At 68.7% G+C, this 12724-nt stretch carries 13 protein-coding genes; 7 read left to right on the forward strand and 6 right to left on the reverse strand.

Going from position 1 to position 12724, the window contains the following annotated elements; translation table 11 throughout:
* From V6M46_RS19520 to V6M46_RS19535, 4 genes are all read right to left on the reverse strand, one after another.
* The coding region (locus V6M46_RS19520) for an acyl-CoA dehydrogenase family protein (protein WP_332668186.1) at positions 1–353 on the reverse strand (353 nt) is incomplete at its 3' end.
* Positions 350–2146: an acyclic terpene utilization AtuA family protein gene (locus V6M46_RS19525; RefSeq protein WP_332668188.1), complete on the reverse strand. Its 1797-nt coding sequence runs from the start codon at positions 2144–2146 to the stop codon at positions 350–352. The genes V6M46_RS19525 and V6M46_RS19520, both read right to left, overlap by 4 nt.
* A complete protein-coding gene (locus V6M46_RS19530; protein WP_332668190.1) occupies positions 2143–2937 on the reverse strand; it encodes a TIGR03084 family metal-binding protein in 795 nt (264 codons plus the stop codon). Before V6M46_RS19530 ends, V6M46_RS19525 begins: the two co-directional genes overlap by 4 nt.
* Positions 2934–3548: a TetR/AcrR family transcriptional regulator gene (locus V6M46_RS19535; RefSeq protein WP_332668191.1), complete on the reverse strand. Its 615-nt coding sequence runs from the start codon at positions 3546–3548 to the stop codon at positions 2934–2936. Before V6M46_RS19535 ends, V6M46_RS19530 begins: the two co-directional genes overlap by 4 nt.
* A 138-nt stretch (positions 3549–3686) precedes the next feature.
* Between V6M46_RS19535 and V6M46_RS19540 the strand changes: the two genes are divergently transcribed.
* The 4 genes from V6M46_RS19540 (at position 3687) to V6M46_RS19555 (ending at position 7969) form a co-directional block, all read left to right on the forward strand.
* Positions 3687–4550: a hypothetical protein gene (locus tag V6M46_RS19540; protein ID WP_332668193.1), complete on the forward strand. Its 864-nt coding sequence runs from the start codon at positions 3687–3689 to the stop codon at positions 4548–4550.
* Between the two features lie 103 nt (positions 4551–4653).
* A complete protein-coding gene (locus V6M46_RS19545; RefSeq protein ID WP_332668195.1) occupies positions 4654–5586 on the forward strand; it encodes an immunoglobulin domain-containing protein in 933 nt (310 codons plus the stop codon).
* Positions 5587–6243 (forward strand): class F sortase, encoded by a 657-nt coding sequence (locus tag V6M46_RS19550; RefSeq protein WP_332668197.1) that lies wholly within the window; start codon positions 5587–5589, stop codon positions 6241–6243.
* Positions 6244–6328: 85 nt separating this feature from the next.
* Positions 6329–7969: a DUF3352 domain-containing protein gene (locus V6M46_RS19555; RefSeq protein ID WP_332668199.1), complete on the forward strand. Its 1641-nt coding sequence runs from the start codon at positions 6329–6331 to the stop codon at positions 7967–7969.
* A gap of 10 nt (positions 7970–7979) precedes the next feature.
* On the opposite strand, the gene V6M46_RS19560 is transcribed toward V6M46_RS19555, so the two are convergent.
* On the reverse strand, positions 7980–9125 hold the full coding sequence (locus V6M46_RS19560; RefSeq protein WP_332668200.1) for an alpha/beta hydrolase: 1146 nt from the start codon (positions 9123–9125) through the stop codon (positions 7980–7982).
* A 148-nt stretch (positions 9126–9273) separates the two neighbouring features.
* On the opposite strand from V6M46_RS19560, the gene V6M46_RS19565 reads away from it, so the two are divergent.
* Positions 9274–10041: a sulfite exporter TauE/SafE family protein gene (locus V6M46_RS19565; RefSeq protein WP_332668202.1), complete on the forward strand. Its 768-nt coding sequence runs from the start codon at positions 9274–9276 to the stop codon at positions 10039–10041.
* 8 nt (positions 10042–10049) lie between these two features.
* Here V6M46_RS19565 and V6M46_RS19570 read toward each other — a convergent pair whose 3' ends face one another.
* On the reverse strand, positions 10050–10712 hold the full coding sequence (locus V6M46_RS19570; protein ID WP_332668204.1) for an SIMPL domain-containing protein: 663 nt from the start codon (positions 10710–10712) through the stop codon (positions 10050–10052).
* 112 nt (positions 10713–10824) lie between these two features.
* Here V6M46_RS19570 and V6M46_RS19575 point away from each other — a divergent pair, with 112 nt between their 5' ends.
* The gene (locus V6M46_RS19575; RefSeq protein WP_332668206.1) at positions 10825–12309 is read left to right on the forward strand and encodes a flavin-containing monooxygenase; all 1485 of its coding nucleotides are present in this window, start codon (positions 10825–10827) and stop codon (positions 12307–12309) included.
* Positions 12310–12435: 126 nt separating this feature from the next.
* A complete protein-coding gene (locus tag V6M46_RS19580) occupies positions 12436–12723 on the forward strand; it encodes a hypothetical protein (RefSeq protein WP_332668207.1) in 288 nt (95 codons plus the stop codon).
* Position 12724: the final 1 nt, after the last annotated feature.

The following is a 12724-nucleotide window of genomic DNA, read 5'->3' on the forward strand; positions in this document are numbered from 1 at the left end:
CCGGCCAGTGTCGGGCGTACGTATCGGTCGATCAGGTCGGCGTTGCCGGACGCGACGATGTGCGGCAACGCGATGCCGTGGGTGAACAGTGCGGCGATGAGTCCGGTCGAGCCGCCGGCCTCGAGCACCGCCTCGCTCACGATCGCCGAGTCGATCAGGTCGCCGCCCTGGCCGCCGACCTCCTCGGGGAATGCGACGCCGAGCAAGCCGGCGGCGGCCGCCTTCTGGTGCAGCTCTCGCGGCACCTCGCAGGCGTCCTCCCACGCCGGGAGGTGCGGGACGACCTCCTTCTCGGTGAACGAGGTGACCATCTCGCGCAGGGCCCGGCGTTCCGGTGTGTCCCAGGCGTTCACAGCGCAGCCTCCGCGATCGCATCGGGCAGCAACGACGCCGGGATGGCACAGTCGCGGGCCCGCAGCCACTCGCCGACGCCCTTGGCCTGCGGGTCGAGGCGAGTCGACGAGGCCACGCCCTCCCCGAGCAGGCCGCGGATCACGATGTTGACCGCGGCGAGGTTGGGCAGCGGGTGGATCTCGACATCCAGCATCGCCGCCTCGCGGATCAGCTCCCGGACCGTCGCCTGGTCGAGGAAGCCGGCCAGCCAGGCGTACGCATCGGCGCGCGCGGGGTGGTCGGCGGGGATCCACACGCCGATGTTGGCGTCGCCGCCCTTGTCACCCGATCGCGCGTACGCCAGCCGTCCCAACGGCGCCCGCACGGTCTCACCCACCCAGTCACCCCGCGGTACCACCGCGAGTGGCGCAATATGGCCGGTTTCGGCGGGCTCGACCCGACCATTCTGCGCCACTCGCGGCGGTGGTATCTCTTCGCGGCGGCCGTCGGGGTGCACGACGACGTGCGGGACCTCGGACTGCGGGACGTACGCCGGCCGGTAGACGCCGTAGGGGGTGCCTGCCGACGGCGGACGCGTGACGCTGAAGCCCGGGTACGAGGCCAGCGCCAGCTGAATCGCGGCGTCACTGAACGACCGGCCGACGGGATCAGGTGAGGCGCTCTTGACGTGGCACCGCAGCAGCGACGTGGCCTGCGCCTGGGTCGCCGGGTCCGGCGTGTCGGTGCGGTCGAGCTGCCACTCGACCGTCTCCGGCGCCTTGCCGGCCGCCAACGCGGTCTCCATCTGCCGCTGGATCAGCTCGGCCTTCTCCGGGATGTCGAGGCCCGTGAGCAGGAACTCGACGCTGTTGCGGAAGCCGCCGAACGCGTTGAGGCACACCTTGGTGGTCGCCGGCGGTGGCTCCCCGACGACGCCCGTGATCGCCACGCGGTCCGGCCCTTCCTGGGTCAGGTTCATGGTGTCCAGCCGCGTCGAGACGTCAGGACCGAGATAGGACGGCCCGCCGACCTCGTAGACGAGCTGAGCCGTGACGGTGTCGACCGTGACAGCGCCGCCGGTGCCCTCGTGCTTCGTGATGACGACCGAGCCGTCCTCGGCGATCTCGGCGATCGGGAAGCCGAGAGGCGTCGACATGTCGACATTCGTGAACCCCGAGAAGTTGCCGCCGGTCGCCTGCGTGCCGCACTCGATGACGTGTCCCGCCACGACGGCTCCCGCCAGCTGGTCGAGGTCGTCGCGACCCCAGCCGAAGTGCGCGATCGCCGGGCCGACGACGACCGACGCATCGGTGACCCGCCCGGTGACGACGACATCAGCACCGCCCTGCAGCGCCGCCGCGATCCCGAAGGCTCCGAGGTACGCGTTCGCGGTCATCACGTCGCCGAACGAGAACTCGTCCGCCCGGTCCAGCAGGTCGTCGCCCTCGACGTGCGCGATCACGATCGACAGTCCCTGCGACTCGGCGATCTCGCGCAGCTTCGCGGCGAGGCCCGCCGGGTTGAGGCCGCCGGCGTTGGCGACGATCCTGACGCCGCGCTCCTTGGCCAGCGCCATCGACTCGGTCATCTGCCTGACGAACGTCTTGGCGTAGCCGAGCGACTCGTCCTTCATCCGGTCCCGGCCCAGGATCAGCATCGTGAGCTCGGCCAGGTAGTCGCCGGTCAGGTAGTCGAGCCCCTTGTTCCCTGAGCTGGTCGACGGGTCGAGCATCTCGCGCATCGCCGAGAGCCGGTCGCCGTAGTAGCCCGAGCAGTTGCCCACCCGGATGGTTGAGCCTGGTGAGGCCGTCATCGGTCGGCCAGCCTGACGGGATCATTGCCGGGCAGGCCGGCGAACGCCTGCACGATGGTCAGCCAGTACGCAGCGTTGTCGCCCTCGGCTCGTACGTCGACGTCCTCGACGTGCCGCCGGCGCGTCGCCAGCAGCGCGAAGTCGTAGCCGGAGCCGGTGACCCGCTCGGGGGCATCCTCCGGTCCCCACGTCCACACGTCGCCGTCGGGCCCGGTCAGCTCGACGCGCACCTCGACGTCCGGCAGCTGCTGCCCGCGGACCAGGTAGGCATACCCCCGCGCGCGTACGCCGATGTGGCAGACGTGCTTGGCGCGCGAGGTCTGCGGGATCTTCAGGCCGAGCGCCTCACCGACATCGTGGCTGTGCGCCCAGGTCTCCATGACCCGCGCCGTCGCCATCGACGCAGGGCTCATCGGCGGACCGAACCAGGGGATCTTCTCGCCGTCGGGGACGCTGCGGAGTGCGGCGTCAAGCGCCACGCGCCCTTCACGCCAGGTCGCGAGCAGCTCTTCGGGCGGCAGCAGCGCCATCTCCTCGGCGCCGTCGTCGACGTAGCCCGCGGGGTTCGCGGCGGCCCGCTTCATGCCCCGGCCGAACTCGTCCTGGTCGGTGATCGCTGCCAGGGATGCCGCGTCGGTCCAGTGCAGGTGGCCGATCTGGTGCGCCACGGTCCAGCCCTCAGGCGTCGTCACGGTCGCCCAGCCGTCGGCCGGCAGGCTCGCGACCCAGGTGTCGAGCTGCAGGCTCTCGTCCACCAGGTCGGACAGGATGCCGTCGAGGATGCTCGTCATGAGGTCTCCAGCTCGTGGTCGAGGACGACGGCCCACGAGTCGAGCACGTCGGCCCGGCGCTTGGTGTCATCACTGAGGGATGCCGCGAGGCCGAGGCCACGCAGCAGGTCGAGGGTCGCCTGCACGAGGCGCCGGTTGTCGCCGCGCGCCTCGTCGATCGCGAGCAGCTCGACCGCGTACGCATGGGTCTCGCGTCCGACCCGGCGTTCCAGAGGTGCGACCTCGGCGCGCAGGTCGGGGTCGGTGCGGGCCGCGACCCACAGCTCGAGGGCCGCGAAGAAGACGGGAGAGACGAACTGCTGACTGAGGATCTCGAGCACCGCCCGGGTGCGACCGGTGGCGGGCAGCTCGGCCGCGGCGAGCTTCATGTCCTCGCGACGACGCTCGGTCAGGTGGCCGACGGCGGCGACCACGAGGTCCTGCTTGCTCGGGAAGTGGTGCAGCTGTGCGCCCCGGCTCACTCCCGCGCGCTTGCTCACGACGGTCGTCGTGGTGCCGGCCCAGCCCAGCTCGACAAGGCACTCCACGGTCGCCTCCATCAGGCGCAGTCGCATCGCGCGGGTGCGCTCCCCCTGGGGCGTACGCATCGAGGTGCCGGAGTCGGTCGTCACCACCCCAGCATGCGGACATTGCCACAAACAGTCAAGCCTGATTGTTTGTGTCCCGGTCTCGACCACCGATCTCCGGTGGCCCTAAAATTGTCGGTGCGCGCGAACCGCGCGTCTCAGTCATCGGGGGGTTTCTGACGTATGCCCATGCTCGGCTCGCGGAGTCTCACCTCCCTCGCAGCAGCTCTGGCGCTCGCCGTCAGCAACCTGGCGTTCGCCAGCCCGGCACCGGCCGCCATCGTCGTCAAGCTCGACGCCAACGACACGACGATCACCGACTCGGTCACGGAGACCGCCGAAGCCGAGCCGGGCATCACGCCCGCGCCGGTGAGGTTTCCCAACCCCTGCACCGTCGTCATCCCGACCACGCCCCACGTGACCTACTTCGTGGATTTCCATGACGGCGACCACGCCCCGATCGCCGCCGGAACCTACGACGGCACCGAGTTCGACAGCGACCGCGACCCCGTCGTGTTCTTTGCCGACGCCGAGGAGGGCTTCGAGATCGCCGAGGACGCCCACGCCCTGTGGGAGTACACCGTGCCGAAGAAGTGCTTTCCCGACGTCGTGAAGGTGAAGGCGACGTGCGGCGAGGCGACGTTCACGAACGTGCTGGGCGAGTCCGTCATCGTCGTCTACGGCAAGGACGGCCGGCCGCCGGGAGGCGGTGAGTTCGCGCTGGCCGTGGGCAGGACGCGGACGGTCAAGACGACCCGCTCCAGGCTCCGGTTCGTCGCTTTCAGTCGCTGGGGCTCCCGCTCGCAGACCGACTACGTCGCCGTCCCGCAGGGCTGCGGCAGCGGGGTGAGCAGCGGCAATGAGGTGGGGAGCGGCAGCGGCAACGGGAGTGGACGCGGCAAGCGTCCCGACCACCCGGCCGTAGCGCCGGCCGCCGGCGTCGCTTCGCCAGGTGACTCGCGATCGACACCGGAGCGGCCGTCTCCCTCACGAAAGCCACACCTTCAGCCGCCTTCGCGTGGGAAGTCATCGGCCGCCCGGGCCTGATTGTTGACATTTCACGCATTCGTCGCTCAGGTGATCGACGATGCCCTAGAGTTGGCGGCTCGTGCCTTGGAGCACGTTCCATTCATCGGAGGGTCCCTTTCGCATGTCCATGCTCATCACGCGCCGCGCCCGGAGCCTCAGCTCCTTCGGAGCAGCCTTCGCTCTTGTCATCAGCGTCTTCGCGTTCGCCAGCCCGGCTCAGGCCGCCGTCGGCGTCGACCTGAACGTCACCGACACGACGATCACCCAGGGCGAGAGCGTCACGCTGTCGTGGACCAGCACCGAAGCGATCGACCTCGTCGCGTCCGGACAGTGGTCGGGCACCAAGGCCAACCCCGCCGGTGACGAGGTCGTCACACCGGCCGCCGCCGGCGATTTCACCTACACCCTCACCGCGACCGACGAGAACGGCCGCGAAGCGACTGACTCGGTCACCGTCACCGTGGCACCCGCAGGGCCTGCGGACATCACCCCGGCGCCCGTGACGTTCCCGGATCCCTGCACCGTCGTCGTCCCCAGCACGCCCAACGTGACGTACTTCGTCGACTACGGCGACGGCGACACCGAAGCGCTCGACGCCGACAGCTATGACGGCACGGACTTCTCCGACGGTGACGAGGTCACCTTCTTCGCCGAGGCCAACGACGGCTTCGCTCTGGCCGATGGTGCGGTCACGGAGTGGGACTACACAGCCCCGGATGAATGCTTCGGCGAAGAGGCCACGCTCCTCAAGGTGGATGCCTCGTGCGGCGAGGTGACGTTCGAGAACGTCGTCGACGAAAGCGTCACGGTCCTCTACGGCAGCGAAGGCGAGAACGCACCGGACGGCGACTTCACCCTCGGTGCGGGCAAGTCACACACCGTGAAGACGCACCGGGCCGACCTCCTGTTCATCGCCTTCACCACGGACGATGACAAGGTGCAGTTCGACACCGTCGAGGTGCCGCAGGACTGCGACAACGACGCCGACAGCGGTGACGAGAGCGGGTCCGACCACCCGACGGTCGCGCCGGCTGCCGGTGTCGCCGCGCGCTAGGTGACACCCGAACAACAGCCGGCCGGCGGCTCCCCTCGCGGGGGTCGCCGGTTCGGCATGCTCGCCGGCGTCACGGTGGTCGTCGTGACGGCCGTCGCCGTGGCGGCGACGCTGACGCTGACGCGCGACGACGACGAGGCTCCGACCCCGCAGGCCACCACTTCAGTCAGCCCCAAGCCCACGAGGACCTTGCCGTTCAGCATGGCGGCCAGGCCGATCGGCGAGCCGACGCGACTCGTCATCGGCGAGATCGGCGTCGACGCCAAGGTCCGGCCGGTCGGCACGACACCGGAGGGCGCCCAGGAGGTGCCCACCAGCCTGGCGGAGACCGGCTGGTGGAAGGACGGTCAGCAGCCGGGGCAGCCGGGAAATGCCGTCATCGTCGGGCATACCGCGTCGCAGGATGACGGCGTGTTCGACGACCTGGCCGGCCTGGAGAAGGGTGACCGGTTCACCGTGAAGGGCAAGCGCGGCAGCCTGGAATATCGCGTCACGTCAGAGAAGGAAGTTCGCGTCGAGGACTTCGCCGCGGAGTCCGACCGGATCTATCGCGACACCGGCGCCAGCGGTCTCGTCCTGATGACCTGCGGCGACTGGAACGGGAAGCGGTTCGAGACCACGGTGATCACGTACGCGAAGGCCGTCGGCCGGCAGTAGGACCGATCCTCCAGACAACCTGACACGGGCGCTGAGTCTCCGATAGTCTCCTCTGACTCCCCCAGAATTCTTCGAAGGATCCCGCATGACCGAGCAGCCGCCGATCACCTATGAGCTCTCAACTCCTCCGGCCGAGCCGTCCACCGGTGGTCGCAACATCAAGCGGCTCGTGATCGGCGGGATCGCAGCGGTCGTCGTGCTCGCCCTGGCCGGTGGCGCCTTCGCCGTCGTCAAGAAGCTCGATGGTGGTGGCGCCCAGCCGCACGACGTGTTGCCGGCCTCGGTCATCGCGTACGCCCGCGTCGACGTCGACCCGTCGGCGAGCCAGAAGATCGCCCTGTTCAAGCTGATCCGCAAGTTCCCCGAAGCGGCCGACGAGATCGGCATCAAGAGCGTCGATCAGGACGTCCGCAAGCTCCTGGTCGACGAGGCCCTCAAGGAGGGCGACTGCGACCTGACGTACGACAAGGACGTCAAGCCGTGGCTCGGCCACCGCATCGGCGTGGCCCTCGACACGGAGCAGACCCCGCTCGTCGCGATCCAGGTGACGGACGAGAAGAAGGCTGAGGCCGGCATCAAGGACCTGTTCGACTGTGATGACGAGAAGGCTGCCGTCGCCTTCCTCGACGGCTACGCGATCGTGGCCGAGACCCAGAAGCAGGCCGATGCCGCCGTCAAGGCCGCCGAGAAGAAGCCCCTGGCCGAGAAGACGGCATTCGCCGCCGACTTCGAGGACCTCGGCGAGCAGGGCGTGGCCTCGGCCTGGGCCGACACCAAGAAGGTCATCGACTCGTTCCCGGAGTTCAAGGACCTGATGGCGACCGCTGGCGGCGCCAACCTCAAGGAGCTCGAGCAGGCCGGCACGCTGGCGGTCACCGTGCGGACTGACGGCTCGACGCTCGAGCTCGCGGGGCTCGCCGGCGTGACCGACTCGGTCGACAAGATGACGCCGGTCTCGATGGACAAGCTGCCCTCCGACACCGTCGCCGCGCTGTCGTTCGGCGGTGGAATCGGAGACCAGATCGCGGAGCAGTACGACGCATTCCTCGAGCAGTTCACCGAGGGATTCGAGTCCAGCTTCGACGATCCCTCGATCACCGAGGGCATGACGCCCGAGGAGAAGGCCGCGTTCGAGGCCTACCTCGAGAACAACCCGATCGAGTCGCCCGACCCCGAGGACTTCATCGCGGGCTTCGAGGAAGAGACCGGGCTCAACGTGCCGGAGGACCTCGAGACGCTGTTCGGCGACGGACTCACGCTCGCGATCGGGTCGAAGAACCTCGAGAAGCTGCCCACGTTCTCCGGCCCGGCCGACGTCGCGACCCTCGACGTGGCGCTCAAGATGACGACCGATCCGGACAAGGCGCTCGACCTGGCCAAGCGGCTCGCGACCCTGGCGACGCAGGTGGGCCTCGACCTCTCGACGGCGCAGACGGACGATGGCGCGGTCATCGCCACCAACCAGGACGCCGCCGATGGGCTCGACGGCTCGGGCAAGCTCGGATCCGACGCGACGTTCCAGTCGGTCATGCCGTACGGCGACCAGACGCTCTACGGCATGTTCGTCGACGTCGGCACGATCCTCGACAAGGTCAGCGAGGCCGATCCGCCGGCCGATGTCGCCAAGGACATCGACCAGGCCAAGGCCGTCAAGGCAGTCGGCATCTCGTACGGCAAGCAGGACGAGCACACCGTGTTCAGCGTGCGGGTCGCCTTCGCGAAGTGACGTGACGCGGTCAGGCCGCGGAGTCGTCCCGGTCCGGCACGAGCTCGCCGGAGATGATCTCCTCGTGGCTGTCCGGGTCCTCGATCGGGGCCCGGTCGAGCTCGCCGATCGAGCGGCGGGCGAAGTCTGCGGCGAGCTGGATCGCCATCTCGCTCTCGGGCAGCAGGTCGACCAGGACCGGGAAGGCGTGGACCAGCTTGCGCCACAAGTGGGTCTCGACCTCGACACCGCGCGCCGACAGCGACAGCGCCATGGCCTCGACCTCGGGCCGAAGCAGCTCGTCCTCGACCGCGACGAGGAACGTCGGCGACGAGATGTACGCGGCGGCGTGCAGCGGCGATGCGTAGCCCTCGATCGTGGCGCCGTCCTCAGGCAACCAGTGCGCCCGGATGTGCGCGATCCGCTGGATCGGCAGGTACGCATCACGCGGCCGGGCGATGCGCTCGACGGCCTTGTCCTCACGTTCGGGGTCGACGCTGAGCAGGGGTGAGAAGCCGAGCAGCGCGGCCGGCGCCGGGAGGCCGCGCCGGCTGGCGAGCTCGGCGACCTTCATCGTGAGATAGCCGCCCGCGGAGTCGCCCGCCACGACGATCTTGTCGGGGTGGTCACTGGCCTCGACGAGGGCGGCGTACGCCGAGATGGCATCCCGCACCGACTCGGCGATCGTGCCCTCGGGCAGCTGGACGTAGTCGACCGAGACGACCGTGGCACCGGTCTTGAGCGCGAGCCGTTCGCAGATGCGGCGATGCGTCTCGATGCTGCCGGAGAAGAAGCCGCCGCCGTGGAGGTAGAGCAGCGTCATGTCACTGTCGGGCCCGTAGCGGTGCGTCATCCGCTCGACGCGCACGCCGCCCAGCTCTGAGACGTCGAACGTGACGTGGGGCGAGCGCTTGCGGTGGGTCTGCAGACCGTCGATGGCCCGGATCGCGGCGAACGTCCGCTCGCTGATCGGCGTGAAACGGAGCACGGGCTTGAACACCATGCGGATCGTGCGCTGCAGGACACGCGCCCGGAAGCTGTAGCTCTCGTGGACCACGGCCTTGTCGTAGACGACGCGCATCGGACCGCGGCCGGGCAGGCTCAGGCGCACCCGCTTGCGCGGGAGCTTCGCCCCGCTCACGAGCGCCGTCACCCGGTCGAACAGCAATGACCACATAAGTCGAGCGTACGCTCGGTATGCTGACGGCTCAAATCGACGCCGGACGTTTGCGCAGGTCAGAGGGCATTCGCCGGACCCGATGACCGCCGGGCAACGCGATACGTGACACTCGATCAGGCAGAACGTTCACGAGAGGCGCGATCACATGCTCGAGGCCAGCGTCATCTTCGCGGCCGGCGTGTGGGCCGGCACGATCAACGTCATCGTCGGCTCCGGGACACTCATCACGTTCCCGACGCTGCTGCTCTTCGGGTATGCGCCGATCACCGCGAACGTGTCGAACAACATCGGCCTGGTCGCCGGTGGCCTGTCCGGCATTCACGGCTATCGCGCGGAGGCGCTCCGCCATCGCTCGCTCCTGCTGCGCCTGGCGCCGGCGTCCGCCGCCGGCGCCCTGACCGGGGCGCTCCTGTTGCTCGTCCTCCCGGCCGAGGCGTTCAAGACGGTCGTCCCGGTCCTGATCCTGCTCGGCCTGGTCATGGTCGTCGCGGGTCCGGCGATGCAGCGGCGCACGGCCCGACGTCACGCACAGCTCGGCTCAGCCCCGCCGGCGTCACGCTGGACGCTCCCCGCCGGCATCTACCTGCTGGGGATCTACGGCGGCTACTTCGGCGCCGCCCAGGGCATCTTGCTCGTGGGACTGATGGGGGTCCTGCTGACGATCGGCCTCCAGGACATCAACGGCATCAAGAACGTCCTCGGGACGATCGTCAACGGGATCGCCGCGGTCACGTTCATGGTCGTGGCGTGGGACCGCATCGACTGGCAGGTCGTCGGGCTGATCGGCACGGGCAGCCTGCTCGGGGGCTACCTGGGTGCCCGCATCGGTCGCCGCCTCCCACCCGGCGTGCTCCGCGCGGTGATCCTGGTGATCGGCGCGCTCGCTCTCGTCAAGATCGTGTTCTTCGACTAGGAGCCGGGCTACTCGGCGACGAAGCGGGCGTCCACGTCGACGTGGATGACGATCTCCGAAGGCGTGAGATCGAGCTGTGGCCCGCCGTCGGACGACTCGGCGAAGCCGGCCTTGGCCAGCATCGGGAGACCGGCAGCGCTCTCGCCGGAATTGGTCAACATGCCCGGATCGGCCAGCTGCACCGCCATGACCTTGCCGCGACGGACCGCGTTGGCGTACGACTGCGCCTTCGCGACGGCATCGTCGACCGCCGCCTTGCGGACCTCGGCCTCGTACGTCCGACGGCTCTTGACCCCGACGTCCCACGCGATGCCGCCGACCTCGACGCCGTCGGTGCCGGACCAGAAGTCGAGGAACCCGCTGAGCCGCTCGAAGTCGGTGAACTCCGCCTCGACCTGCACCCGCGCGACATGCACCATCGGCGCGCGCTTCCCGCCGGCATCCCACGGGCGGTGGCTGAAGACCCGCACCTGGTCGCTCGACCACTGGCCGACCGCGTGCAGGCCGACAAGATCCCGGAGCTGGGACACCAGCGGTTCATGGATCGCGACCGCGTCCTGGAAGACCTGCTGTCGGTCCGGCCCTTCAACGGCCGCGGCGATGGACACGATGGCGCGTTCGGCGGGGTAACGCTGCTCGGCGGACCCGCGCACGGTGATGTCGAGCGTCATGCCGTCATCTTGCCGCATCGCCTGCCCCACAACCGTGACATCCGGGTTGTCACATGGCCCGGCGGATGCTTTACTGGTTTCAGATATTCTGATTATCTGAATGAGGAGCCTCATGTCCGACACCATCCACGACGCCGCCATCATCGGCGCCGGATTCGGCGGCATCGGCGCAGCCATCCAGCTGCGCCAGCTCGGCTACGACGACCTCGTCATCCTCGAGCGCGAGAGCGACCTCGGCGGCACGTGGCACGTCAACCGGTATCCGGGGCTCGCGGTCGACATCCCCTCGTCGACGTATTCCTATTCGTTCGAGCCCAATCCGTACTGGTCGCGGCTCTACGCGCCAGGTGCGGAGCTCAAGGAGTACGCCACGCACGTCGCGAGCAAGTACGACGTGCGCCGCCACATGCGGTTCGACACCGTCGTCGAGGGCGCGGTGTGGGACGAGGACAGCGGCCACTGGACCGTCAACGTCGCGGGCGGCGAACGCCTGCACGCCCGGATGCTGATGACCGCGACGGGCTTCCTGTCGCAGCCGGCCTTTCCCGACATCCAGGGCATCGACTCGTTCGCCGGCACCGTCATCCACACGACACGCTGGGACGATTCGATCGACCTCGACGGCCGACGTGCCGCCGTGATCGGCACGGGAGCCACGGCCGTGCAGCTGATCCCGGAGATCGCACCGCGCCTCGCCGAGCTCACGGTCTACCAGCGCACCGCGATCTGGGTGACGCCGAAGCGGGACGGCGCGATCCCGAGACGGGTGCAGAAGCTGTATGCCCGGGTGCCGCTCGCCCAGCGGGTCGTCCGCACGATCGGCAGCAGCATCCTCGAGCTCATCATGGTGGCCGGCGTGCTCAACTACCGCCGCACCAAGCTGCTCAACCGGACCGTCGAGAAGATGGCGCTCCGGCACCTCGAGCGGCAGGTCAAGGATCCCGAGACCCGCCGGAAGCTCACGCCGGACTACACGTTCGGCTGCAAGCGCCCGACGTTCTCCAACACGTACTTCCCGACGTTCAACCGCGACAACGTGCACCTCGAGACGACGCCGATCGCCCGCATCGAGCCCGACGGCATCGTCACCGAGGACGGCACGAAGACGCAGATCGACACGCTCGTCCTCGCGACCGGCTTCAACCTCTGGGACACCAACTTCCCGGCGTTCGAGGTCATCGGGCGTGGCGGCAAGGACCTCGGCAAGTTCTGGCGCGAGCAGCAGTTCCAGGCGTACGAAGGCGTGACCGTGCCGGGGTTCCCCAACTTCATCTCGCTCAACAGCCCCTACTCGTACTCGGGCTTGTCGTACTTCACGACGATCGAGTCGCAGATGAAACACGTCAAGCGCCTGCTCGGCGAGGTCGAGAGGCGGCGCGCGACGACGTTCGAGGTCACCGAGGAGGCCAACACGGAGTTCCTCGGCCGGATGACGGACCGCGTCGAGGACTCGGTGTTCGTCAACGGCAGCTGTGCGACCTCACGGTCGTACTACTTCAACCAGCACGGCATGGCGACGCTGCTGCGCCCGACCTCGACGATCAACGCCTTCCGCGAGGCCGGCAGCTTCCCCCTCGACGACTACTCGTACGCCTGACTTGGTCTCGATACTCGCCCTCGTTCCTCCCGAGGGGATCTGGTCCGGTGTCACTCGCGACATGCTGTCAGTTGGTCGGGTAGGGTCACCTCCCTAACCAACGAAAGGGCGTCCATGAAGCGTCTCGTGAGACTCGCAACGATCATCGCGGCAGCAGTCGCGATGTCGATCCCGGCCACCGCGTCCGCCAACACCGGCGACGGCGGCGGCGGCGCCCCGTTCACGATCAACAACCAGTACTTCATCGCGTACTCGTGCACGTACTACGGCCGCTTCTACCACGGCGACGGCGGCAACCTGTACCAGTGCACGAACGGCATCTACACCCGCTGGAACGGCAAGCGCTATTGGGGCAACATCTGCGTCGCCTACCCGGACGGCAAGGCGCCGATCTGGTACGACGGCCGCTGCTGAC

Source organism: Aeromicrobium sp. (genome assembly GCF_036676885.1).
In the GTDB taxonomy this organism is placed as follows: Bacteria; Actinomycetota; Actinomycetes; order Propionibacteriales; family Nocardioidaceae; genus Aeromicrobium.

Excerpts from the sequence above, each read along its gene's own strand:
- V6M46_RS19545 (WP_332668195.1), top strand. The coding sequence starts at position 4,654 with ATGTCCATGCTCATCACGCGCCGCGCCCGGAGCCTCAGCTCCTTCGGA.
- V6M46_RS19540 (WP_332668193.1), top strand. The coding sequence starts at position 3,687 with ATGCCCATGCTCGGCTCGCGGAGTCTCACCTCCCTCGCAGCAGCTCTG.
- V6M46_RS19560 (WP_332668200.1), bottom strand. The coding sequence starts at position 9,125 with ATGTGGTCATTGCTGTTCGACCGGGTGACGGCGCTCGTGAGCGGGGCG.
- V6M46_RS19525 (WP_332668188.1), bottom strand. The coding sequence starts at position 2,146 with ATGACGGCCTCACCAGGCTCAACCATCCGGGTGGGCAACTGCTCGGGC.
- V6M46_RS19555 (WP_332668199.1), top strand. The coding sequence starts at position 6,329 with ATGACCGAGCAGCCGCCGATCACCTATGAGCTCTCAACTCCTCCGGCC.
- V6M46_RS19530 (WP_332668190.1), bottom strand. The coding sequence starts at position 2,937 with ATGACGAGCATCCTCGACGGCATCCTGTCCGACCTGGTGGACGAGAGC.
- V6M46_RS19570 (WP_332668204.1), bottom strand. The coding sequence starts at position 10,712 with ATGACGCTCGACATCACCGTGCGCGGGTCCGCCGAGCAGCGTTACCCC.
- V6M46_RS19565 (WP_332668202.1), top strand. The coding sequence starts at position 9,274 with ATGCTCGAGGCCAGCGTCATCTTCGCGGCCGGCGTGTGGGCCGGCACG.
- V6M46_RS19575 (WP_332668206.1), top strand. The coding sequence starts at position 10,825 with ATGTCCGACACCATCCACGACGCCGCCATCATCGGCGCCGGATTCGGC.